20 protein-coding genes are annotated in these 21,650 nt (G+C 73.4%); 12 read left to right on the top strand and 8 right to left on the bottom strand.

Annotated elements, in window-relative coordinates:
• Nucleotides 1-79 precede the first annotated feature (79 nt).
• Entirely contained in the window at nucleotides 80-2,797 is a 2,718-nt protein-coding gene (hrpB, locus tag RWK90_RS13795) for an ATP-dependent helicase HrpB (protein WP_314038182.1), read from the bottom strand.
• Nucleotides 2,798-2,986: 189 nt separating this feature from the next.
• On the opposite strand from hrpB, the gene RWK90_RS13790 reads away from it, so the two are divergent.
• Nucleotides 2,987-5,641: an ATP-dependent Clp protease ATP-binding subunit gene (locus RWK90_RS13790; protein WP_314038181.1), complete on the top strand. Its 2,655-nt coding sequence runs from the start codon at nucleotides 2,987-2,989 to the stop codon at nucleotides 5,639-5,641.
• A gap of 103 nt (nucleotides 5,642-5,744) precedes the next feature.
• On the opposite strand, the gene RWK90_RS13785 is transcribed toward RWK90_RS13790, so the two are convergent.
• Both RWK90_RS13785 and RWK90_RS13780 read right to left on the bottom strand, forming a co-directional pair.
• Nucleotides 5,745-6,269: a flavin reductase family protein gene (locus RWK90_RS13785; protein WP_314038180.1), complete on the bottom strand. Its 525-nt coding sequence runs from the start codon at nucleotides 6,267-6,269 to the stop codon at nucleotides 5,745-5,747.
• A 98-nt stretch (nucleotides 6,270-6,367) separates the two neighbouring features.
• On the bottom strand, nucleotides 6,368-7,543 hold the full coding sequence (locus RWK90_RS13780; protein WP_314038179.1) for an ROK family transcriptional regulator: 1,176 nt from the start codon (nucleotides 7,541-7,543) through the stop codon (nucleotides 6,368-6,370).
• A 142-nt stretch (nucleotides 7,544-7,685) separates the two neighbouring features.
• On the opposite strand from RWK90_RS13780, the gene RWK90_RS13775 reads away from it, so the two are divergent.
• Genes RWK90_RS13775 through RWK90_RS13760 form a run of 4 tightly spaced genes read left to right on the top strand, consistent with a single transcriptional unit; the run spans nucleotide 7,686 to nucleotide 11,615 of the window.
• Entirely contained in the window at nucleotides 7,686-8,912 is a 1,227-nt protein-coding gene (locus RWK90_RS13775) for an LLM class flavin-dependent oxidoreductase (protein WP_314038178.1), read from the top strand.
• 22 nt (nucleotides 8,913-8,934) lie between these two features.
• Nucleotides 8,935-9,819 (top strand): ABC transporter permease, encoded by an 885-nt coding sequence (locus RWK90_RS13770; protein ID WP_314038177.1) that lies wholly within the window; start codon nucleotides 8,935-8,937, stop codon nucleotides 9,817-9,819.
• Between the two features lie 24 nt (nucleotides 9,820-9,843).
• Nucleotides 9,844-10,575 (top strand): ABC transporter ATP-binding protein, encoded by a 732-nt coding sequence (locus RWK90_RS13765; RefSeq protein ID WP_314038176.1) that lies wholly within the window; start codon nucleotides 9,844-9,846, stop codon nucleotides 10,573-10,575.
• A complete protein-coding gene (locus RWK90_RS13760; RefSeq protein WP_314038175.1) occupies nucleotides 10,572-11,615 on the top strand; it encodes an ABC transporter substrate-binding protein in 1,044 nt (347 codons plus the stop codon). The genes RWK90_RS13765 and RWK90_RS13760 overlap by 4 nt, the downstream gene beginning before the upstream one ends.
• A gap of 41 nt (nucleotides 11,616-11,656) precedes the next feature.
• Here the strand turns inward: RWK90_RS13760 and RWK90_RS13755 are convergent, their stop codons facing one another.
• The 3 genes from RWK90_RS13755 to RWK90_RS13745 are packed head-to-tail and all read right to left on the bottom strand — an operon-like array spanning nucleotide 11,657 to nucleotide 13,283.
• Nucleotides 11,657-12,049 (bottom strand): VTT domain-containing protein, encoded by a 393-nt coding sequence (locus tag RWK90_RS13755; protein WP_314038174.1) that lies wholly within the window; start codon nucleotides 12,047-12,049, stop codon nucleotides 11,657-11,659.
• Nucleotides 12,050-12,080: 31 nt separating this feature from the next.
• Nucleotides 12,081-12,389: an antibiotic biosynthesis monooxygenase gene (locus RWK90_RS13750; RefSeq protein ID WP_314038173.1), complete on the bottom strand. Its 309-nt coding sequence runs from the start codon at nucleotides 12,387-12,389 to the stop codon at nucleotides 12,081-12,083.
• 27 nt (nucleotides 12,390-12,416) lie between these two features.
• Nucleotides 12,417-13,283 carry an A/G-specific adenine glycosylase gene (locus RWK90_RS13745; RefSeq protein ID WP_314038172.1) on the bottom strand — a complete coding sequence of 289 codons (867 nt, stop codon included), beginning with the start codon at nucleotides 13,281-13,283 and terminating at the stop codon, nucleotides 12,417-12,419.
• A gap of 38 nt (nucleotides 13,284-13,321) precedes the next feature.
• Between RWK90_RS13745 and RWK90_RS13740 the strand changes: the two genes are divergently transcribed.
• Both RWK90_RS13740 and RWK90_RS13735 read left to right on the top strand, forming a co-directional pair.
• Nucleotides 13,322-13,975 (top strand): carbonic anhydrase, encoded by a 654-nt coding sequence (locus RWK90_RS13740; protein WP_314038171.1) that lies wholly within the window; start codon nucleotides 13,322-13,324, stop codon nucleotides 13,973-13,975.
• 84 nt (nucleotides 13,976-14,059) lie between these two features.
• Nucleotides 14,060-14,719, top strand: coding sequence for a hypothetical protein (locus tag RWK90_RS13735; protein ID WP_314038170.1), 660 nt, complete (start codon nucleotides 14,060-14,062; stop codon nucleotides 14,717-14,719).
• Between the two features lie 81 nt (nucleotides 14,720-14,800).
• Here the strand turns inward: RWK90_RS13735 and disA are convergent, their stop codons facing one another.
• Both disA and RWK90_RS13725 read right to left on the bottom strand, forming a co-directional pair.
• Nucleotides 14,801-15,859, bottom strand: a complete 1,059-nt coding sequence (gene disA / locus RWK90_RS13730) for a DNA integrity scanning diadenylate cyclase DisA (RefSeq protein WP_314038169.1) — start codon at nucleotides 15,857-15,859, stop codon at nucleotides 14,801-14,803.
• A 52-nt stretch (nucleotides 15,860-15,911) separates the two neighbouring features.
• Nucleotides 15,912-16,481 (bottom strand): hypothetical protein, encoded by a 570-nt coding sequence (locus RWK90_RS13725; protein WP_314038168.1) that lies wholly within the window; start codon nucleotides 16,479-16,481, stop codon nucleotides 15,912-15,914.
• A gap of 197 nt (nucleotides 16,482-16,678) precedes the next feature.
• Here RWK90_RS13725 and RWK90_RS13720 point away from each other — a divergent pair, with 197 nt between their 5' ends.
• Genes RWK90_RS13720 through rlmB form a run of 5 tightly spaced genes read left to right on the top strand, consistent with a single transcriptional unit; the run spans nucleotide 16,679 to nucleotide 20,921 of the window.
• Nucleotides 16,679-17,173 carry a CarD family transcriptional regulator gene (locus RWK90_RS13720; RefSeq protein WP_314038167.1) on the top strand — a complete coding sequence of 165 codons (495 nt, stop codon included), beginning with the start codon at nucleotides 16,679-16,681 and terminating at the stop codon, nucleotides 17,171-17,173.
• Nucleotides 17,174-17,206: 33 nt separating this feature from the next.
• Nucleotides 17,207-17,992: a 2-C-methyl-D-erythritol 4-phosphate cytidylyltransferase gene (gene ispD, locus RWK90_RS13715; protein ID WP_314038166.1), complete on the top strand. Its 786-nt coding sequence runs from the start codon at nucleotides 17,207-17,209 to the stop codon at nucleotides 17,990-17,992.
• A complete protein-coding gene (gene ispF, locus RWK90_RS13710) occupies nucleotides 17,989-18,486 on the top strand; it encodes a 2-C-methyl-D-erythritol 2,4-cyclodiphosphate synthase (protein ID WP_314038165.1) in 498 nt (165 codons plus the stop codon). The genes ispD and ispF overlap by 4 nt, the downstream gene beginning before the upstream one ends.
• 28 nt (nucleotides 18,487-18,514) lie before the next feature.
• Nucleotides 18,515-19,951 (top strand): cysteine--tRNA ligase, encoded by a 1,437-nt coding sequence (gene cysS, locus RWK90_RS13705; protein ID WP_314038164.1) that lies wholly within the window; start codon nucleotides 18,515-18,517, stop codon nucleotides 19,949-19,951.
• A 1-nt stretch (nucleotide 19,952) separates the two neighbouring features.
• Nucleotides 19,953-20,921 (top strand): 23S rRNA (guanosine(2251)-2'-O)-methyltransferase RlmB, encoded by a 969-nt coding sequence (rlmB, locus tag RWK90_RS13700; RefSeq protein WP_314038163.1) that lies wholly within the window; start codon nucleotides 19,953-19,955, stop codon nucleotides 20,919-20,921.
• Nucleotides 20,922-21,650: the final 729 nt, after the last annotated feature.

Below are 21,650 nucleotides of genomic sequence, written 5' to 3'. Positions count from 1 at the left end.
CCATCACAGCGTAGGCGAGAAGCCGCAGTATGGCCACCGTCGCGCCGCGGCGTCCCCGGTCCGGGGGCCGCGGCCCGGGTCAGCGGCGCCGGTTGGTGCGCCGGGTCGGCTCGGCCGTCATGGGGTCCTCGGGCCACGGGTGCCGGGGATAGCGGCCACGCATCTCGGCCCGCACGCCGGGATAGGCCTCGCGCCAGAAGAACCCGAGGTCCCGCGTCACCGCGAGCGGCCGCCCGGCGGGGGAGAGCAGGTGCACCGTCACGGGCACGCGACCGTCGCAGATCCGGGGCGAGGTGGTCCAGCCGAAGCACTCCTGCAGCTTGACCGCCAGCACCGGCGGGTCGTCGGACCCCACCGCGGGGTAGTCGACGCGGTACGACGACGACGAGGGCACCTCCAGGCGGTCGGGCGCGAGCTCGTCGAACCGACCGGCCTCGGGCCACGGGAGCAGACGCCGTAGGGCCGGGCCGAGGTCCCGTCCCGCCAGGCGGGAGCCGTGGGCGAGGGCGTCGATCTCGGGGGCGAGCCAGTCGTCCAGCCGCGCGACGAGCCCGTCGGCGGTCACCTCCGGCCACGGCTCACCGAGTTCCCGGTGGACCAGGCCGAGGCGGCACCACAGGCGGACGGCGTCGTCACCGGGGCCCAGCGCGGCGAACCCGCCGGCCCGGAGCGCGGCCGCCACCGCCTCCCGGGCGGCCGCGGGGGAGGGGCGCACCGCCGTCGAGGACAGCGGGATCGCCCCGAGCCGTCGGACGCGCCGCCCGCTCACCGCACCCCCGTCGAAGACGGCGGTCTCGTCGTCGTCGACCAGGTGGGACGCCGCCCGTTCCGCGCCCGGTCGGTCCAGCGCGGCGGCGGCGCGGATGACCGCGCCGGCCTGCCCGGCCGCCCGCCCGGACACGCGCCCGACCTCCGCCACCGCGAGCCACTCGTGCCCGGCGAGCGCGGAGCCGGGCGGGAGCACCGCGCCCGTGCCGGAGGCCAACGTGTACTGCTCGCCGCGGCGGCGTGCGACGCGATCCGGGTGCGCGAGGGCGACGATCATCCCCACCGCCTCGTCCCACGGCACCCCGGCCGACCCCGCCACCCGGCGGCCGGGAGCCCCGTCACCGGGACCACCCGAGCCGGGGCCCTGGCGCCGGGACCCGCCCCGGGCGAGCCGCTCCAGGCGCGCCGCCTCCCGCGCCCACGCCGCGGCCTCCGGCGCCCGGCCCGCCCGCAGCGCACGCAGGTCCGCCACCAGATCGCCGCCGGGGGAGCGCCGGCCCGACGCGAGCAGCGCGACCACCTCGGCCGCCACCCGCGCCCCGGTGGCGCCCGGCGCGCCGGCCTCGCCCGGCGGGCCGGCGTCTCTCAGCAGGTCGGCGCCGTCGAGCAACGCCCGCGCGTGCCGCGGGTCGGCGGGCACGCGCGCGAGGTCGCGCCCCCGCCGCGTGGCGCGACCGTCGGCGTCGAGCGCCCCGAGTCCGCGCAACGCCGCCTCCGCGCGGGCGAGCTCCCCGGCCGGCGGCGGGTCCGGCAGTGCCAGGCCCTCACCGCGCGGCGCGCCCCAACACGCCACGTCGAGGGTGAACGTCGTCAGGTCCGACGTCGCGATCGCGGCCGTGCGGTGCGCGGGCAGATCGGCGTACTCCTGCTCGGTCAGGCAGCGCACCGCGCGCCCCGGCCCCAGGCGGGCGGCGCGGCCCGCGCGCTGGACGCACGAGTCCCGCGACGCCGACACCGTCACCAGGCCCGTCATGTCCCGCGCGGTGTCCCGCCGGGGCTCCCTGCTCAGGCACGCGTCCACGACCAGCCGGACCCCCGGCACGGTGAGCGAGGACTCCGCCAGGTCCGTCGACACGACGATCCTCGGCCGCGTCCCGCCGCCCGATCCCGGCGCCCCGCCCGAGCCGCCCGCACGGCCCGAGACCGCGCGGTCCTGAGCGGCCGGCTCCAGGCCGCCGTGCAGCGGCAGCACCTCGGCGGCCCCGCCGAGTCGGGCGGACAGCGCGCGCACGACCTTCTCGATCTCGCGCACGCCCGGCAGGAACACCAGCGCGTCGACCCCCGAGGCCCGCACCTCCTCCGCCGTCACGTCGGCCACGTGCTCGAGGAGGCCGTCGGTGACCCCCCGTGCGTCCAGGCGGGCCACGGGCGGCGGCGCGTACCGGATCTCCAGAGGATGCAGCACCGCCGGGACGTCGACGACCGGGGCGGCCGGGTCGCCGCCCGTGCCCGCGCCCGCTCCGGCCCCGCCCAGCAGCCGCGCGAACCGCCCGGCCTCGACGGTCGCCGACATCGCCACCACCGGAAGGTCGTCGCGCAGCTCGCGGAGCTCGCACAGCAGCGCGAACGCCAGATCGGACTCCACGTCACGTTCGTGGACCTCGTCGAGCACCACCGCCCCGACCCCCGGCAGGTCCGGGTCGGCGATCAGCCGCCGCACGAGCACACCCGGCGTCACGAACTCGACGCGTGTGTCCCGACCGACCCGGGAATCGCCCCGCACCGAGTATCCGACCACCTCCCCGACGGGCGTGCCCGTCAGGGTGGCCAGTCGCCGCGCGGCGGAGCGGGCGGCGACGCGACGCGGCTGGGTGACGACCACGCGTCCCGACACGCCGTCGGCCACGGCGACGGCGGGCGGCACCAGCGTCGTCTTGCCGGTGCCGGGCGGGGCCTGCACCACCGCGGCCCCGGCCGCGGCGAGGGCCTCGCGCAGCGCGGGCAGGGCCTGCGCGAACGGCAGTCCGCGGCCGATCCGGGCGAGGTCGAAGGCGGCCGCCGCGCCCCCGTCGCCGCTCGTGTGCACCATGGCGACGACCCTAGATGCCCGTGGAACCGGCCTCCGCGGGGGCGTTCGCTGACGGCGTACACGGATCGGCAATGATTCCCCGACCTGCCGCGTTGCACAGTCATGACGGGCCGACTGCCACTCCTGTGGCTCCGGTCGTCAGACCGGGCCACTACAGTGGTGAAAACCCGAGGAATGTGAGGTAGCACGATGTTCGAACGGTTTACCGACCGCGCGCGTCGCGTCGTCGTCCTGGCCCAGGAAGAGGCCAGGATGCTCAACCACAATTACATCGGCACCGAGCACATCCTGCTCGGCCTCATCCACGAGGGTGAGGGAGTAGCAGCAAAGGCCCTCGAGTCCCTCGGGATCTCGCTCGAGGCGGTGCGGAGCCAGGTCGAGGAGATCATCGGCCAGGGCCAGCAGGCGCCCAGCGGGCACATCCCGTTCACGCCGCGTGCGAAGAAGGTGCTCGAACTCAGCCTCCGCGAGGCGCTGCAGCTCGGCCACAACTACATCGGGACCGAGCACATCCTGCTCGGCCTCATCCGTGAGGGCGAGGGCGTCGCGGCCCAGGTGCTGGTCAAGCTCGGCGCCGACCTGACGCGCGTCCGCCAGCAGGTCATCCAGCTGCTCTCCGGCTACCAGGGCAAGGAGGCCGAGGCCTCGGGCACGCCCGCGGGCACCGGTGGACGCGAGGCCGGCACGCCGTCGTCGTCGACGGTCCTGGACCAGTTCGGCCGCAACCTCACCCAGGCCGCCATGGAGGGCAAGCTCGACCCGGTCGTCGGTCGCGCCAAGGAGGTGGAGCGCATCATGCAGGTGCTCTCCCGGCGCACCAAGAACAACCCGGTCCTCATCGGTGAGCCCGGCGTGGGCAAGACCGCGGTCGTCGAGGGTCTCGCCCAGGCCATCGTCAACAACGAGGTCCCCGAGACGCTCAAGGACAAGCAGCTCTACTCGCTGGACCTGGGTTCGCTCGTGGCCGGCTCCCGCTACCGCGGTGACTTCGAGGAGCGCCTGAAGAAGGTGCTCAAGGAGATCAACCAGCGCGGCGACATCATCCTGTTCATCGACGAGATCCACACTCTCGTCGGCGCGGGTGCCGCCGAGGGCGCGATCGACGCCGCGTCGATCCTCAAGCCCAAGCTGGCCCGCGGCGAGCTGCAGACCATCGGCGCCACCACGCTGGAGGAGTACCGCAAGCACATCGAGAAGGACGCCGCCCTCGAGCGTCGTTTCCAGCCCGTGCAGGTGCCCGAGCCGGGCGTCGAGCTGTCCATCGAGATCCTCAAGGGTCTGCGCGACCGCTACGAGGCCCACCACCGCGTCACGATCACCGACGCGGCCCTGGCCGCCGCCGCCCAGCTCGCGGACCGGTACATCAACGACCGGTTCCTGCCGGACAAGGCGATCGACCTCATCGACGAGGCGGGCGCCCGCATGCGCATCAAGCGGATGACCGCTCCGCCGGACCTGCGCGAGTTCGACGAGAAGATCGCGGAGACCCGCCGCGAGAAGGAGTCCGCGATCGACGCGCAGGACTTCGAGAAGGCCGCCGGCCTGCGGGACACGGAGAAGAAGCTCATCGCCGAGCGCGCGGAGCGCGAGAAGCAGTGGCGTGCGGGCGACATGGACGTCGCCGCCGTGGTCGACGAGGAGCAGATCGCCGAGGTCCTGGGCAACTGGACCGGCATCCCCGTCTTCAAGCTCACCGAGGAGGAGACCACCCGTCTGCTCCGCATGGAGGACGAGCTGCACAAGCGGATCATCGGCCAGGAGGACGCCATCAAGGCGGTCTCGCGGGCCATCCGCCGGACGCGCGCGGGCCTCAAGGACCCCAAGCGTCCCTCGGGCTCGTTCATCTTCGCCGGCCCCTCGGGTGTCGGTAAGACGGAGCTGTCCAAGGCGCTCGCGAACTTCCTCTTCGGCGAGGACGACGCGCTCATCCAGATCGACATGGGCGAGTTCCACGACCGCTTCACCGCCTCGCGGCTCTTCGGCGCGCCCCCCGGGTACGTCGGCTACGAGGAGGGTGGCCAGCTCACGGAGAAGGTGCGGCGTAAGCCGTTCTCGGTGGTCCTGTTCGACGAGATCGAGAAGGCCCACTCCGAGATCTACAACACCCTGCTCCAGGTGCTCGAGGACGGCCGTCTCACCGACGGTCAGGGCCGCATGGTGGACTTCAAGAACACCGTGCTGATCTTCACCTCGAACCTCGGGACCAGGGACATCTCCAAGGCCGTGGGTATGGGCTTCCAGTCCTCCGACAACACCGAGGACGCCTACGAGCGGATGAAGCAGAAGGTCAACGACGAGCTGAAGAAGCACTTCCGCCCGGAGTTCCTCAACCGCATCGACGAGATCGTGGTGTTCCACCAGCTCACCAAGGAGCAGATCGTCCAGATGGTCGACCTCATGGTGGGTCGCGTCCGCTCCGCCCTCAAGGCCAAGGACATGGACATCGAGGTCACGGAACGTGCCAAGGAGCTCCTGGCCAAGCGTGGCTTCGACCCGGTCCTGGGTGCGCGGCCGCTGCGTCGCACGATCCAGCGCGAGATCGAGGACACGCTGTCGGAGAAGATCCTCTTCGGCGAGGTCGCGGCCGGCGAGCTGGTGACGGTCGACGTCGAGGGCTGGGACGGCGAGTCCGAGCGCACCGAGGACGCCAAGTTCACCTTCTCCGGTGCGCCGCGCCCGGACGCCCCGCAGGACCGCGAGGGCGAGGAGATCACCGCGAGCGTCGCGCCCACCGGTGAGGCCGGTCCGGGCGACTCGCTCCCGCCCGCGACGGGCGGCTTCGGCGGCGGGTCCACCGGCGGCCCCGCCGGCAGCGGCGGCGGCGCCGCTCCGGCCACCTCCTGAGCCGACCCCCGCGGCTGACCGACGAGAGGGCCCCCGCCACACGGCGGGGGCCCTCTCGTCGTTCCGGTGTGCGGGGTGGGAACCGGTCCCCGCGAGCCGCGGGTCAGTCGTCGTGCCCGGGGATCGGTCGCAGGGCTCCGTCGACGATGACGAGCGGGTCCGAGGGGGCGTCGTCGAACCAGGCGTCGAGCAGCCGGGCGATCACGAGGACGTGGTCCCCGGCCGGGATGAGGCGGTCCAGCGCCACGCGCAGTCGCGCCCGACCACCGTGGAGAAGCGGCTCGCCCGTCTCCGCGCGGGTCCACAGGGCCGAGTCGGCGAAGCGCCGGTGCGACGGGCCCGCGAACCTCAGCGCGAGCGGCTGGTCGTCCTCGCCGAGGAGGTGGATGACGGCGGTCCGGGCCTCGAGCACGGCGCCCAGGCTCGACGAGGAGATCCCCACGTTGAAGCTCAGCAGCGCCGGCTCGGCCGACAGGCTCGACGGCGAGGACGCGGTGAAGCCGACCGGGCCCTCCGGACCGTCGAGGGTGATGACGGTGACGCCGGCGGGATGCATCCGCATCGCACGGCGGTGGACCTCCCTGGAGGCGGAGGCCTGGGACACGGACAGCGAGTGGTGTTCTGACATGCGAGCAGTCTGCTTTCGGGTGGTCCGGGTGTCGACTGTTCCGCTCGTGGTGAGGGGAATGCCGTACGCGGCGGCGGCGCGTCGACGGGTGGGGCCGGTCAGGAGGCCGTGCAGAGGCGCTCCGTCAACAAGGAGGTCGGGTCCGCGCAGATGGCGTCCAGGGCCACGGCCATCGCGGCGAACTGCTGGATGCGGTTGCCGGCGGTCGACACCCGCAGATCCGGCAGTCCGCCGGAGAGCCGCGTCTCGCGGGTCGCCCTCATGAGAGGGGCCAGGTACCTCGGGTGATCGGTGAACGCCTGGCCGCACAGGACGACCGAGTCGGGGCGGGTGATCGCCGAGACGATGCCGACGAGCCCGCCGAGGACGGTGGCGCGTTCGACCAGGATGGCCTCCGCCGCGGCGTCGTGTCGTGCCCTCGCGGCGAGCTCCGCGACGGTCGACACGGAGATCCCGTGGAGCGCGGCCGCCCGCACCAGGGCGGAGTCGCTCACCACGTCGAGCAGGCCGGCACCCCGGTCGTCGAGGTACGTGGTGGGGCCGACGGGCAGGTGTGCGAGATCCGGCGAGCCCGCGCGGGGCTGGTGGACGGCCCCGTCGATCACCAGCGCGGACCCCAGGTGCTCACGGCCGTAGACGACGAGCGTCGTGCCGCGGTGGGTCTCGTGGCCGACGAGCAGCTCGGCGGCCGCCATGGCCTCGACGTGCGGCGCCACCGAGAACGGCACGCCCAGGCGGTCGGCGAACAGGTCCGTGACGGGCACGTCCGTCCAGCCCAGCAGATCGTGGTCGATGCGGCCGGGGCCGGTGAGCCGGGCCGCGGTGGCCACCCCGCCCCACACCAGCGTGCGGTCGCGATGGCCGTCCAGGAGGCGGAAGGCGGCGGCCGTGAGGACGTCGACGATCTCCTCGGGGTCCCGGCCGGGGGTGGGGACGGAGTGCTCGGACAGGATCCGGCACCCGAGGTCGCAGACGGCGACGACGCTGCGGAGCAGGCCGATGTGGACGGCCACGGTCACCGGCCCGGACGGATCGATCTCGAGGGGGACGCTGGGGCGTCCCACCGAGCCGTCGTGCATCAGTTCGGGACGCTCGCGGATGACCCCCGCGGAGAGCAGGGCCGAGGTCGCCCGCCCGACGGTGGCGACCGACAGGCCTGTCGTGGATGCGATCTCGGGCCTCGACACGGGCCCGCGGAACCGGATCGCACGCATGACCCGGGCGGAGCTCACGTCGGAGATGCGCAGGTCAGGTGCAGTTGCCTCGGGTCTCATGCGCACACGGTAGCACAAACCATAGACCGATCTGTCTACTTGGTTTATGGGTTTCGATCACGGTGGACGGAATTCTGGCGAGCCGGCGATCCGCGCCCTGAGGATGGGCCGGTCCGACCCACCCGATGCCGAGGAGTCACCCGTGACCACCCAGCAGTCCCAGCCGACCACCGCGAGCGGGGATCTCCACTTCCACTGGTTCCTTCCCACCTACGGGGACTCGCGCAACCTCGTCGCGGGCGGCCACGGCACGTTCATGTCGGGGGACCGCCCGGCGACGCTGCCGTACCTGCGGCAGATCGTCGCGGCCGCGGAGCACAACGGCTTCGAGTCGCTGCTCACCCCGACCGGCGCCTGGTGCGAGGACGCCCTGTTGACCTCCGCCCTGTTGGCGGAGTCGAGTGAGCGCATCAAGTTCCTCGTGGCCCTGCGGCCGGGGCTGATGAGCCCGACCCTCGCCGCGCAGATGGCGACGACCTTCCAGTGGCAGACCCACGGTCGCCTGCTTCTCAACGTGGTCACGGGTGGCGAGTCCGCCGAACAGCGCGCCTACGGGGACTTCCTCGACAAGGAGGCCCGCTACGCCCGGGCCGACGAGTTCCTCGAGGTGACCCGCCGGCTCTGGGGGTCACCGGACCCGGTCACGTTCTCGGGCGAGCATCTCGCCGTGGAGAACGCCGTGCTCGGACGCCGCCCCGAGGTGTCCCCGCCCATCTTCTTCGGCGGCTCCTCCGCGGCGGGGATCCGTGTCGCCGCCCGCCACGCCGACACCTACCTGACGTGGGGGGAGCCCCCTGCGGCGGTGGCGGAGAAGCTCGACCGCGTGCGAGCGGCCGCGGCCGGGCAGGGGCGGGAGCTCGACTACGGCATCCGGCTGCACGTCATCTCGCGCGACACCTCCGAGCAGGCCTGGGCGGAGGCCGAGCGCCTGCTCGCGGGGATCGATCCCGCCGACGTCGCCCGGGTCCAGGCCTCGCTTGCCTCGTCCGAGTCCGAGGGGCAGCGGCGCATGCTCGACCTCCACGGCGGCCGGACGGATTCGCTGGAGATCTACCCCAACCTCTGGGCCGGGGTCGGGCTGGTACGAGGCGGCGCCGGTACGGCGCTCGTCGGCTCCCACGAGGAGGTGGCCGACCGGATCGCCGAGTACGCGCAGCTGGGGCTGAGCCACTTCGTCCTGTCCGGGTACCCGCACCTCGAGGAGACGTACTCGTTCGGCGAGGGGGTCCTGCCCGAGCTCGCCCGACGTGGCCTGTGGACGCCTGATACGCCCACTGAGTCCACGGCCTCCGTGCCGTTCGCGGGCCCCACCTCGTCGTCGTCACCGTCCACCACCCCGACCCGGGTACCCGCCTCCATCGGCGGGTGACCCACACCAGGAGAACAGCGCGATGAGCACGATCGTGACCCCACCCACCCCGACCGCGGGGGCGCCGACCCGCCATGACCCCGGCGCGCCGGGCGTCCCGGCAGCTGTCGCCGACGCGCCTGCGGCGCCGGGGAGGGGAAGGGGACGGCGACGACGAGCCCGGGGCGGGCTCTGGTGGCTGCGGTGGCTGAGCCCGATCCTGCTGATCGTGGTCTGGCAGATCGCCGGCGCCACCGGGATCCTGCCCGAGCGGATCCTGCCGGCGCCGCAGCTCATCGCGGAATCGGCGATCGAACTCCTGCGGTCGGGCGAGCTGGTGGACGCGCTGGCGGTCTCGAGCGTCCGGGTCGCGCAGGGGCTCGCCCTGGGTGCGGTCGCGGGCCTCGTCCTGGGCGTGATCGTGGGGACGTCCCGCTACGCGGACGCGATCCTCGACCCGCCGCTGCAGATGCTGCGCGCCCTGCCCCACCTCGGGCTGATCCCGCTGTTCATCCTCTGGTTCGGCATCGGGGAGGCGCCCAAGGTCCTGCTCATCGCCCTCGGCGTGGTCTTCCCGATCTACCTCAACACCGCCTCGGGCCTGCGTCAGATCGACCCGAAGCTGCGGGACATGGCCACGGTGTTCGGGTTCTCGCGGCGGCAGCGGCTCACCGAGGTGATCCTGCCGTCGATCGCCCCGCAGGTCCTGGTGGGGGTCCGGCAGTCGCTGGCCATCGCCTGGCTCACCCTCATCGTGGCCGAGCAGCTCAACGCCACCACGGGCCTGGGCTACCTCATCATGAACGCCCGCGACTACTTCCGGATCGACGTGATCATCGTCGGCCTCGTCGTCTACGCACTGCTCGGGATCCTCACGGACGCACTCGTCCGCGTGGCCGAGGCCCGCGCGCTGCGCCACTACCGCTGACCCGCCAGTCCCAGGAGCACGAACATGACCACGACACTCGCGCCCGCGGGGGCCCTGCGGGGCCTCACCAAGAGCTTCGGGGACACCACCGTCCTCGACGGGCTTGACCTGGAGATCCCCCGCGGGGACATCGTCGCCCTGCTCGGGCGCAGCGGGAGCGGCAAGTCCACCGCGCTGCGCATCCTCGCCGGCCTGGACCGCGACTACGACGGGCAGGTGCTCATCGACGGCGCCCCGTCGGTGGTCTTCCAGGACGCACGGCTGCTGCCCTGGCGGACCGTCGCGGCGAACGTCCTGCACGGACTCAACCGCGTGACGGTGGACCGGGGCGAGAAGGCCTCCAGGGTGTCGCGCATCCTCGACGAGGTCGGGCTCGGCGGCCGCGGGGACGCCTACCCCGGGCAGCTGTCCGGCGGGCAGGCGCAGCGGACGTCGCTGGCCCGCGCCCTCGTCGCCGAACCGGAACTCCTGCTCCTCGACGAGCCCTTCGGCGCGCTCGACGCGTTGACCCGCCGCACCATGCACACGTTGTTGCTGCGGCTGTGGGAGCACCACGGGTTCGGCGTGCTGCTGGTGACGCACGACGTCGACGAGGCCGTCGCCCTGGCCGACAGGGTCCACGTCCTGGACGGCGGGTCGGTCGCGCACACCGAGACGATCGACGACCCGCGCGGACGGGGAGCCACTGCTCACCACCGCCGTTCACTCCTCGACGCACTGGGCGTCGAGCACACAGAAGAGGACTACTCGATATGACCGTCATCTCCGGGACCCGGGGCCGTTCCGGCCTCCTCGTCGGGGTGTTCGCCCTGATCATGGCCGCCCTGCTGCTGGTGTCGGGGTGCGCGACCCGGGACTCCGAGGCCGCGGCGCCCGAGCCGGAGCGCGTGGACCTCGCCGGCCTGTCGGACCTCGTGCTCAAGGTGGGGGACCAGAAGGGCGGCACCGAGGCGATCCTCACCGCCGCCGGGCAGCTCGAGGACCTGCCGTACGAGATCGAGTTCTCCACGTTCACCTCGGGGCCGCCGCAGGTCGAGGCCCTCAACGCGGGCCAGATCGACCTGGCGGTGACCGGTAACACCCCGCCGGTGTTCGGGGCGGCCGCCGGTGCCCGGGTGTCGATCGTCTCCGCGTACGCCAACGGCGGGGAGGGGGACCAGATTTTGGTCCGCCCGGACTCCGACGTCGGGTCGGTCGCCGATCTCGCGGGCCGCAAGGTGCTGGTCGCCAAGGGCACCTCCGCCCACGGTCACCTGCTGCTGCAGCTGCGGAAGGCGGGGGTGGACCCGGAGTCGGTGGAGCTGGTCTTCCTCCAGCCCGCCGAGGCGGGGTCGGCCTTCGCGCGCGGCGACGCCGACGCGTGGGCGATCTGGGACCCGTACACGGCGATCGCGCAGACGACCTCCGAGACGCGGACCCTCACCACCGCGGCCGAGGCCTCGAACGGGTTCTGGTTCGGCCTCGCCTCGCATGACGCGCTCGCCGATCCGCGTCGGCAGACGGCGATCGCGGACTTCCTCGTGCGCCTCGCGGAGGCGGGGACGTGGACCGCGGAGAACCCGGAGGAGTGGGCGCGGTTCTACGGCGAGGCCGTGGATCTGACGCCGGAGGCGGCGCAGCTGTCGCAGAGCCGCAGCACCCGCCAGCCGGTGGCGCTGGCCGACACGATCGCGCGGGAGCAGGAACTCGCCGACGTGTTCACCGAGGACGGTCAGATCGAGTCGGTCGATGTCGCGGAGCTCGCCGACGACCGGTTCGCGGAGGACCTGGCGCCGGTGGTCGGGCCGCTGCCCTGACCCGCGGGCGGCGCCGGTCTCACCCGCTACCGGCGCCGGTCTCACCCGGTGACGCGGTCCCACAGGGCGGCGATCGCCGCCCACCCGACCATGCCGACGGTGGAGTACAACAGGGCCCAGAGCACGCACCCCACGGTGACGGCGGGCAGGTACCGGCGCAGCGGCATCGTCGTGAACCCGGCGCTGAAGTTGATGGCGGTCTGGACGCCGACCGTGAGGAAGGACAGCGGCACCGCGACGACCCCGTAGCGGGCGGACAGGCGCTGGGCGCGCTGCATGGTCGGGCCCTCGAGCCGGTGCGCGAAGCGTTCGCTGAGCCGCCCGCCGCGGAGCGCGCCCCGGCCGAGCCAGTAGGTGGCGTTGGCCCGGAGCATGACGATCACGAACAGGGTGCTGAACGCGATGGCGAACGGTTGCTCGGCGATCCGGTCCATTCGCGGGGCTGCGCGGCGGGGTCGGGTCGGCTCAGGAGGCGGGCTTGACGTCCATGACGACGTCGAACTCCAGCAGGTCGGCGCCCGCGGCGACGGGCTTGCCGTGCTGGCCGGCGTGGGCGGCCCGGGCGTCACCGTCGCGCCAGGCGGCGAACGACTCCTCGTCCTCCCAGGTGGTCACCACGAAGTAGCGGGTCTCCCCGCCGGTGGGGCGCAGCAGCTGGAAGCCGAGGAAACCGGGGGAGTTCTCCACGGTGTGCGCGCGCTCGGAGAAGCGGCGCTCGAGCTCGGCGCCGGCCTGCGGCGGGACGTTGAGGGCGTTGATCTTCACGACTGCCATGCAGGTGAGCCTACCCTCACCCGGGCGTCAGGGGAGGGAGTAGTGCCCGCCGGCGCGGACGACCAACCCGTCGATGAGCAGGGAGTCCAGTGCGCGGTCGCGTTGGACGGGGTCGGGCCAGACGGCGTCCAGGGCCGCGCGGGGTGCGGTGCCGTCGCCGTCGCGCAGGACGTCGAGGAGGAGACCGCGCACCTGCCGGTCGGTGCCGGCGAAGGTCTGAACCCTGCGGCGGGGTCCGTCCCACTCGGGCCGGCCGGCGGCGAGCCAGGCGCAGGACGTGGCCAGCGGGCAGTCGTCGCAGCGCGGCGAGCGGGCGGTGCAGACGAGCGCGCCGAGCTCCATGACCGCGATGGAGAACGCCACCGCCTGCTCGCGGTCGGCGGGCAGGAGGGCCTCCACGGCGGCGAGGTCGCGTCGGGTGGACGGGGGGCCGGCCTCGGCGTCGCCGCGCACGGCCCGGGCGACGACGCGTCGCACGTTGGTGTCGACGACGGGCACGCGCTGTCCGTGGGCGAAGCAGGCGACGGCGCGCGCGGTGTAGTCACCGACGCCGGGCAGGGCGAGGAGCTCGTCGACGTCGTGGGGTACCCGGCCGCCATGGGTGTCGACGACGACGAGTGCGCATTCCCGGAGCCGGAGCGCGCGGCGGGGATAGCCGAGCTTGCCCCACATGCGGATGACGTCGGCGGGGGCCGCGGCGGCGAGTTCCGCGGGGCCGGGCCAGCGGTCGAGCCAGGCGCGCCACACGGGTTCGACCCGGGCGACGGGGGTCTGCTGGCTCATGACCTCGCACAGCAGGATCTCCCACGCGCCGGTGTCGGGGGAGCGCCAGGGCAGGGGGCGGCCGGCGCGTGCGAACCAGGCGAGCAGGGACGGGGTGTCGACGGAGGTCAACGTCCGGCCCCCGCGGGTCGCGGTGCACAATATGAGCCATGCCTCATACCAACCCGATCAGTGCCTGGGCCTCGCTGCGCGACGGCAACCACCGGTTCGTCGAGGGCCAGATGCGTCATCCGAGCCAGAATACCGAGCGGCGGGAGAAGCTCGTCGCCGCGCAGCATCCCAAGGCGGTGCTGTTCGGGTGTTCCGATTCGCGGGTGGCGGCCGAGATCATCTTCGACCAGGGCCTGGGCGACCTGTTCGTCATCCGCACCGCGGGTCACATCATCGACACCGCGGTCCTGGGCTCGATCGAGTACGCGGTGCACGTGCTCGACACGCCGCTGATCGTCGTCCTGGGCCACGACAGCTGCGGTGCGGTCAAGGCCACCACCGATGCGCTGGAGACAGGGGAGATCCCGCCCGGCTTCCTGCGTGACGTGGTCGAGAAGGTCTCGCCGTCCATCCTCAACGGCCGTCGCGAGGGTCTGAGCACGACCGACGACTTCGAGGCGCGCCACGTGCTGGAGACGGGTGAACTGCTCAAGCAGCGGTCGAAGATCATCAGCGACAGGGTCGACGAGGGCCGGCTGGCGATCGTGGGGGTCACCTACAAGCTCTCCGACGGTCACGCGTACCTCCGCAGCGCCATCGGGGACGTCCAGGACACCCCGCACGGCCCGGGCGAGGAGATGGTCGCGGTCTAGCGTCTCGCGCACCCGCGGCGCGGTCTGGGGGACACGCCGCGCCGCAGGTCCGGCGGGCGCGGGCTCGGCTCTAGAGTTGGGCCCGTGCACGAACCCCAGGGCCCCCTTCCGCGTGAAGTCTATGTGCGTCGCCGCGTCGCCGCGGTGGTCGTCGCGGTCGTCGCCGCCCTCGTCGTGGTGCTGGCGCTCGTCCTGGCGTCGAGGGACTCGGGGACGGACACCCAGGAGACCGCCGACGGTGGCGATGCGGGCTCGACGGCGGCGCTGACCACCTCGGAGACCTCGTCCACCGAGACGTCCTCGCGTGAGGACGACGGCGGCGCCTCGCGGGGCCGGTGTGCGGACGAGGACCTGCGGCTGGACGTGTGGCCCGCGGAGCCGAACGTGCCGGTGGGGGAGGACGTCCGCTTCTTCGTCAACATCGTCAACGTCTCGGACACCACGTGTGACCGGGACCTGTCGGAGGCGCCGCTGTCGTTCGAGGTGTACCGCCTGGACGACAACTCCAAGGTGTGGTCCAGCATCGACTGCACGACCCCGCGGGACGAGGACGAGGTCGAGCTGCGCCCCGACGAGCCGGAGCCGCGCCAGATCGACTGGACCGGTCGCCGCTCGGCGGAGGGCGCCTGCTCCGAGGCGGACCGCACGCCGGTCGAGGTGGGTGCGTACCAGGTGTACGCGCTGGTCGGGAACGTCTTCAGCCCGGCCTCCACGTTCAACGTGGTCGAGGCGCCCGAGTCCTGATCCCCGAGCGACCGGCGCAAGTAGCGCGATCAGCGCGTGGGCCGGGGCTCCCGCCGGGCCGGGTCGGCCGACGCCCCCGGGTCAGATGATGTCGAGGCCGGTGAGGCGCTGGCGGACGTGCCGCGCCCACAGTGCGCCCACGCCCTCGACGTCCGCGAAGTCCGACTGCTCGGCCGCGAGCAGCGCCGGGACCGAACCGAACCGCTCCACCAGCGCCGTGATCTGCACCGGCCGCAGCCGCGGGATATGCGTGAGCATGCGGTACCCGCGCGCCGTGACGTGTTCGTCGAGGTCCTCGGGCTCGGCCGGCAGCCCCAGACATCGGGCCACGGGCGCCGGCAGCAGCAGATCGGCGTCGGACAGCGCGGCGAGGCGCTCCAGCCCGGCGTCGATCTGTTCAGGCGTGGGGGCCGTGCGGGGGTCCCCGTCGACGGTCTCCACCCGCAGGTGGTCCGCGACCAGGCCCCGGAGCTCGTCCGGGGTGTCGGACAGCAGCTCCTCCAGCTGGAGGGCGGTCTGTCGCCCGTACTCGCCCATCTCCACGGTGAGTTCGGCGAGCTCGGCGCCCAGCCGCTCGAGGCGCAGGAGCCGCTGGGCCATGGTCACCACGTCACGGACCGACGCGTAGTCGCCCAGTTCGGCCCGGTCGAGCCGGGTGCGGGCACGGGCGGCGCGGGCGCCGTGGCGCTCCATGGTCGCGACGGTCTGGTCGGCGCGTGCGAGCAGGACCACCGGGTCGGCGAGCACGCGGGCCAGGCCGCCGGCGTAGACGGTGACGGTGGTCATGGACGCGGAGACGGCCACGGTGGGCACGCCGGTGTGCGCGGCGGTGCGTTCGGCCGCGCGGTGACGGGTGCCGGTCTCGACGGCGGGCAGGGAGGGGTCCGGGACGAGGTGGACGTTGGCGCGGGTGATCCGCGACCCGTCGGTCGACAGCACCACCGCGCCGTCCATCTTGCTCAGTTCCCGCAGGCGGGCGGGGGTGAACTCCACGTCGAGGTCCACGCCGCCGTCGCAGACGGCCTGGACGCCGGGATCGTCGCCCAGCACGACGAGGCCACCGGTCCCGCTACGGCGGATCCGGTCCAGTGCGTCACGGAGCTCGGTGCCCGGGGCGAGACGGCGCAGGACGGCGCGCATCTCGGGGTCCAGCGGCGACCCGTCGGCCGAGCGGGCGGAGAGGGCGGACGTGTCAGTGCCCCTCGGACTCGCCGACGAACTCCGTCGGGCGGACGTACTCGCCGGCCTCGACGAGCTCGCCGACGACGGCGGCCTGGGTCTCGATCCGGTCGCCCGTGGAGAACGTCACGGTGGCGGGCACGGAGGTGCCGAGGTCGAGGTTGTCCGAGGAGGGCAGGGTGGCGGTGGTCTGCTCGACGCACACGCCCTCGACCGGCGCCGGCTCCGCGTTCTCCCGCGCGTCGACGACGATCGAGCAGCCACGCTCCAGCGGCTGCGTCTGGCCGAGCTGGACGGGCGTGCCGTCGATCTCGACCGAGTCGAGGGAGACGGGCTCCCCGAGGCCGTACCCGCTGAACGAGGCGACGAACCCAACGCGGGCCTGGCCGCCGTTCTCGGGGACGACCACCTGCAGGTCGTTGACCGCGAGATCGCCGACGGCACCGCGTCCACCGTCGACCGCGGCGACCTGGTTCGCGGTCTGGGAGACCTGACCGGCGCTGCAGGCCGACGCCCCGAGGGCGGCGCCCACGGCCAGGACTACGAGCGCGGTGCGGCGCAGGCCGGTGTTCGGTGAAGTCACGTCAGGCTCCTCGGGGATGGTCGTCTCTCAGGCCGGTCTCATCGTAGTCCACGGCCGCTCCGGACCTGCGCCAGAGTGGCCGCGCCACACCCCTGGGATCGCCCCGAAAGCCCGCTTAGGTTGCTGACCTGCGCAAACGGAAAACGCCTGCACTGAGGGCGTGCTAAGATAGGTCAGTCGAAAGGGGAAAGCCACTCATGGAGTTCAAGGTCGGCGACACCGTCGTCTACCCGCATCACGGCGCCGCCACCATCCAGGCGATCGAGATGCGGACGGTCAAGGGCACCGAGAAGGAATACCTCGTCCTCAAGGTCTCACAGGGCGACCTCACGGTGAAGGTACCGGCCGAGAACGCCGAGTACGTGGGAGTGCGCGACGTCGTGGACCAGGAGGGTCTCGACAAGGTCTTCGAGGTCCTGCGCACGGAGCACGCGGAGGAGCCCACCAACTGGTCCCGCCGCTACAAGGCCAACGCCGAGAAGCTCGCCTCCGGCGACGTCAACAAGGTGGCCGAGGTCGTCCGCGACCTCTGGCGCCGCGACCTCGACCGCGGCCTGTCCGCCGGCGAGAAGCGGATGCTCGCCAAGGCCCGTCAGGTGCTCGTCGGTGAGCTCGCGCTCGCCGAGCGTGCCGACGAGGACCGCGCGGGCGCCCTCCTCGACGAGGTGCTGGGCTCCGCCGCCCCGGCGTGACGTCCGGCATCGGACTGTCGACCACGCGACGGTATGGCGCCGCATGACGCCCCCGGGGCCGTGACCGGCTCCGGCATCGACGGCCACCCCGCCCACACGGGCAGGGTGGCCGCCGTCGTCCCCGCGGCCGGATCCGGCGTCCGGCTCGGCGCGGGCCTGCCGAAGGCGTTCGTCGACCTCCACGGCCGCACCATGCTCGAGCGGGCCGTCGCCGGCCTGCTGGCCTCGGGTGTCGTCGACGACGTCGTGGTGGTGGTGCCCGCCGACCGCGTCGGTCCGGCCGAGTCCGAGCTCGCCCACCTGCGGGACGACGACCACCTCGTCGTCGTCGCCACCGGGGGCGCGGAGCGCACCGACTCGGTGCGCAACGGACTCGCGGCGCTCACCGCCGCCCACCCGGTCGCCTACGACGTCCTCCTGGTCCACGACGCCGCCCGGTGCCTCACCCCCGCCGCGCCCGTCCGGCGCGTCGTCGAGGCCGTCCGCGGCGGCGAGGTCGCCGTGGTGCCCGTCCTCCCGGTCGTCGACACCGTCAAACAGGTCGACGCCGCCGGCTACGTCGTGGGCACCCCCGACCGCGCGACCCTCCGGGCCGTCCAGACCCCGCAGGGCTTCGCGCCCGACGTCCTGCTCGCGGCCTACGACGCCGCCGGGGACGTCGCCACCGACGACGCCGGCCTCGTCGAACGCGTCGGCGGGCGCGTCGCCACCGTCGCCGGAGACCCGCTCGCGTTCAAGATCACCACCCCCGACGACCACGCCCGCGCGCTGGCCGAACTCGACCCCGCCGCCGCCGGCCGCCCCCAGGAGACCCAGTGACCGCAGCAGACGCCCCCGGACCCGTCATCCCCCGGGTCGGGATCGGCACCGACGCCCACCGTGTCGAACCCGGCAAGCCGTGCATGATGGCCTGCCTGCACTTCCCCGACGACCACGGCTGCGAGGGCCACTCCGACGGTGACGTCGTGGCGCACTCCCTCGTCGACGCCCTGTTGTCCGCCGCCGGGCTGGGCGACCTGGGCGGCCTCGTCGGCACCGGCCGGCCCGAGTACGACGACGTCTCCGGCGAGCGGCTGCTGCGCGAGGCGTGCGACGAACTGGCCCGCCACGGCTGGAGTATCGGCAACGCCGCCGTCCAGATGGTCGGAAACCGCCCCAAGATGGGCCCCCGACGCGCCGAGGCCGAACAGCGGCTAGGCGAGATCATCGGCGCGCCCGTCTCCGTCTCCGCCACCACCACCGACGGGATGGGCTTCACCGGACGCGGCGAGGGGGTCTCCGCCGTCGCCACGGCGCTGGTCTACCGGGCCTGACGCGGGCGCACCGGTAGACTCGGCGCCCGTGACGCTCCATCTGTACGACACCGCCACCCGCTCCCTCCGGGAGTTCACCCCCGTCCGGGAAGGGCACGCGTCGGTCTACCTCTGTGGAGCCACCCCCCAGGCCGTCCCGCACATCGGGCACGTCCGCTCCGGCGTCGCGTTCGACATCCTCCGCCGCTGGCTCCTGGCGACCGGCTACGACGTCGCGTTCGTCCGCAACGTCACCGACATCGACGACAAGATCCTCACCAAGGCCGCCGAGAACGACCGCCCCTGGTGGGAATGGGCCGCCACCCACGAGCGCGAGTTCACCCGCGCCTACGATGCGCTCGGCGTGCTGCCGCCGTCCACCGAACCCCGCGCCACCGGGCACATCACCCAGATGATCGAGTACATGGAGCGGCTCATCGAGCGCGGCTACGCGTACCCGGCCGAGGGCAGCGTCTACTTCGACGTCGCCGCCTGGTCCGCCGCCCCCGAGGGCGACTACGGCCACCTGTCCGGTCACCGCCTCGACGAGGTCGACCAGGGCGAGGGCGCCGACCTGCGCGGCAAGCGCGACCCCCGCGACTTCGCGCTGTGGAAGGCCGCCAAGCCCGTCGAACCCAGCTGGCCCACCCCCTGGGGCGACGGCCGACCCGGCTGGCACCTCGAGTGCTCGGCCATGGCCACCTGGTACCTGGGCCCCACCTTCGACATCCACGGCGGCGGGCTCGACCTGCAGTTCCCGCACCACGAGAACGAGGCCGCCCAGTCCCACGCCGCCGGCGACGGGTTCGCCCGCTACTGGCTGCACAACGGCTGGGTGACCATGGCCGGCGAGAAGATGAGCAAGTCCCTCGGCAACGTCCTGAGCGTGCCCAACATCCTCACCGCCGTGCGGCCCGTCGAACTGCGCTACTACCTCGGAAGTGCGCATTACCGGTCGATGCTGGAATACTCTCCCGAAGCACTGCAGGAGGCCGCCGCCGCGTACCGGCGGATCGAGGCGTTCGTGCAGCGGGTGGAGGAGGCCGCGCGGGCGGATGCGGCGTCCGAGGCCGAGGTCCCGGTCGGCGACTGGACCGAGGCGTTCGCCGCCGCCATGGACGACGACCTGGGGGTGCCCGCCGCACTGGCGGAGATCCACGGACGGGTCCGGGCCGGCAACACCGCGCTGTCGGAGGGGAACCTCGAGGCGGCGCTCACCGCGGCCTCGTCCGTCCGGGCGATGACCGCGGTCCTGGGGGTCGATCCGCTCGACCCGCAGTGGACCTCCGCCGCGGGTGGTGACGACGCCGCCCTCACCGCGCTCGACCTCCTCGTCCGCGCGGAGCTCGAGGCCCGTGCCCAGGCGCGGGCGGACAAGGATTTCGCCACCGCCGACGCCATCCGTGACCGCCTGGTCGCGGCCGGCATCGAGGTGGCCGACACCGCGGACGGCCAGAAGTGGTCGCTCGCCCACCGGAAGGACTGACATGGCAGGTAACTCGAGTCGGCGCGGAGCCATCCGCAAGTCCGGCACCAAGAAGGGCCAGGTCGTCGGGTCGGGCGGCCAGCGACGGCGGGGGCTCGAGGCCCGCGGCGCCACCCCCAAGGCCGAGGACCGGACCTACCACCCGGCACACCGCCGGGCCAAGGCCGCCAGCCGCAAGGCCGAGGGCGCGCAGCAGCGCCGCCGGCAGGCGCAGAAGCAGGCCGACGGACCCGAGTACGTGGTGGGCCGCAACCCCGTGGTGGAATGCCTCCGCGCGGGCGTCCCCGCCACGGCCCTGTACGTCGCGATCGGTTCGGACGCCGACGAGCGGCTGACCGAGGCCGTGCACCTCGCCGCCGCCAAGGGCATCTCCATCCTCGAGGTGCCCCGCACCGACCTCGACCGCATGGTCTCCAACGGCATGCACCAGGGCGTCGGCCTCCAGGTCCCGCCGTACCAGTACGCCGACCCCGACGACCTGCTCGCCATGGCGATGGGGTCCTCCGAGCCCGCGCTGCTGGTGGCTCTCGACAACATCACCGACACCCGCAACCTCGGCGCCGTCATCCGGTCGGTCGCCGCGTTCGGCGGTCACGGTGTCCTCATCCCCGAGCGACGCAGTGCGTCCATCACGGCCGTCGCGTGGCGGGCCTCCGCCGGCGCGGCCGCCCGGCTCCCCGTGGCCAAGGCGACCAACCTCAACCGCACCCTTCTGGACTGGGCCAAGGCCGGAGTGCAGCTCGTCGGCCTCGACGCCGGGGGCGACGTCTCTCTCGACGACTACGACGGCACCGGTCCCACCGTGATCGTCGTGGGCTCCGAGGGCAAGGGCCTGTCCCGCCTGGTCCGCGAGAACTGCGACTCGATCCTGTCGATCCCCATCGCCTCGGAGGTCGAGAGCCTCAACGCCTCCGTCGCCGCGGGCGTGGTGCTGTCGGAGTTCGCGCGGCAGCGTCGCGTCAAGGGCTGAGCTGGTGAGCGGGCCCGCGGCGAGCGGGTCCCGATCCCGGGCCCGGTCCCAGTCCCGCGGCCGCACTGCCATCACCGCGCTGGTCCTGCCGCGCCCGTTCATGTCACGCCGCCCGTCGGCATGGCGTCTCGCGTTTGCAGATGTCACCCGGCCAGCGGGCATGGCGTCTCGCGCGCGCAGGGGGACCGGCGGGACGCCATGTTGGCGCGCGGCTGTGTTCAGGCCGGGCAACTTCGGGAGCGAGACGCCATCCCGGGGAGCGGCTGCCGATGAGGCTGGGCAGGAGCAAGAGCGAGACGCCATGCCGGGGAGCGGCTGTCGGCAGGGCTGGGCAGGGGCGAGAGCGAGACGCCATGCCGGGGAGCGGCTGCCGGCAGGGCTGGGCAGGAGCGCGAGCGAGACGCCATCCCGGGGAGCGGCTGCCGATGAGGCGGGGCAGGAGCACGCGCGAGACGCCATGCCGGGGAGCGGCTGTCGGCAGGGCTGGGCAGGGGCGAGAGCGAGACGCCATGCCGGGGAGCGGCTGTCGGCAGGGCTGGGCAGGAGCGAGAGCGAGACGCCATCCCGGGGCGCGGCTGCCGATGCGGCTGGGCAGGAGCAAGCGCGAGACGCCATGCCGGGGAGCGGCTGTCGGCAGGGCTGGGCAGGAGCAAGAGCGAGACGCCATCCCGGGGAGCGGCTGCCGGCAGGGCTGGGCAGGAGCGAGAGCGAGACGCCATGTCGGGGAGC

Source organism: Dietzia sp. CH92 (assembly GCF_032248695.1).
Classification (GTDB): Bacteria; Actinomycetota; Actinomycetes; order Mycobacteriales; family Mycobacteriaceae; genus Dietzia.
Note: the sequence above shows the minus strand (reverse complement) of the source record. Positions and strands in the feature narration are given on the sequence as shown.

Excerpts from the sequence above, each read along its gene's own strand:
- hrpB (WP_314038182.1), bottom strand. The coding sequence starts at position 2,797 with ATGGTGCACACGAGCGGCGACGGGGGCGCGGCGGCCGCCTTCGACCTC.
- RWK90_RS13790 (WP_314038181.1), top strand. The coding sequence starts at position 2,987 with ATGTTCGAACGGTTTACCGACCGCGCGCGTCGCGTCGTCGTCCTGGCC.
- RWK90_RS13785 (WP_314038180.1), bottom strand. The coding sequence starts at position 6,269 with ATGTCAGAACACCACTCGCTGTCCGTGTCCCAGGCCTCCGCCTCCAGG.
- RWK90_RS13780 (WP_314038179.1), bottom strand. The coding sequence starts at position 7,543 with ATGAGACCCGAGGCAACTGCACCTGACCTGCGCATCTCCGACGTGAGC.
- RWK90_RS13770 (WP_314038177.1), top strand. The coding sequence starts at position 8,935 with ATGAGCACGATCGTGACCCCACCCACCCCGACCGCGGGGGCGCCGACC.
- RWK90_RS13765 (WP_314038176.1), top strand. The coding sequence starts at position 9,844 with ATGACCACGACACTCGCGCCCGCGGGGGCCCTGCGGGGCCTCACCAAG.
- RWK90_RS13760 (WP_314038175.1), top strand. The coding sequence starts at position 10,572 with ATGACCGTCATCTCCGGGACCCGGGGCCGTTCCGGCCTCCTCGTCGGG.
- RWK90_RS13755 (WP_314038174.1), bottom strand. The coding sequence starts at position 12,049 with ATGGACCGGATCGCCGAGCAACCGTTCGCCATCGCGTTCAGCACCCTG.
- RWK90_RS13750 (WP_314038173.1), bottom strand. The coding sequence starts at position 12,389 with ATGGCAGTCGTGAAGATCAACGCCCTCAACGTCCCGCCGCAGGCCGGC.
- RWK90_RS13740 (WP_314038171.1), top strand. The coding sequence starts at position 13,322 with ATGCCTCATACCAACCCGATCAGTGCCTGGGCCTCGCTGCGCGACGGC.
- disA (WP_314038169.1), bottom strand. The coding sequence starts at position 15,859 with ATGCGCGCCGTCCTGCGCCGTCTCGCCCCGGGCACCGAGCTCCGTGAC.
- RWK90_RS13720 (WP_314038167.1), top strand. The coding sequence starts at position 16,679 with ATGGAGTTCAAGGTCGGCGACACCGTCGTCTACCCGCATCACGGCGCC.
- ispD (WP_314038166.1), top strand. The coding sequence starts at position 17,207 with ATGGCGCCGCATGACGCCCCCGGGGCCGTGACCGGCTCCGGCATCGAC.
- rlmB (WP_314038163.1), top strand. The coding sequence starts at position 19,953 with ATGGCAGGTAACTCGAGTCGGCGCGGAGCCATCCGCAAGTCCGGCACC.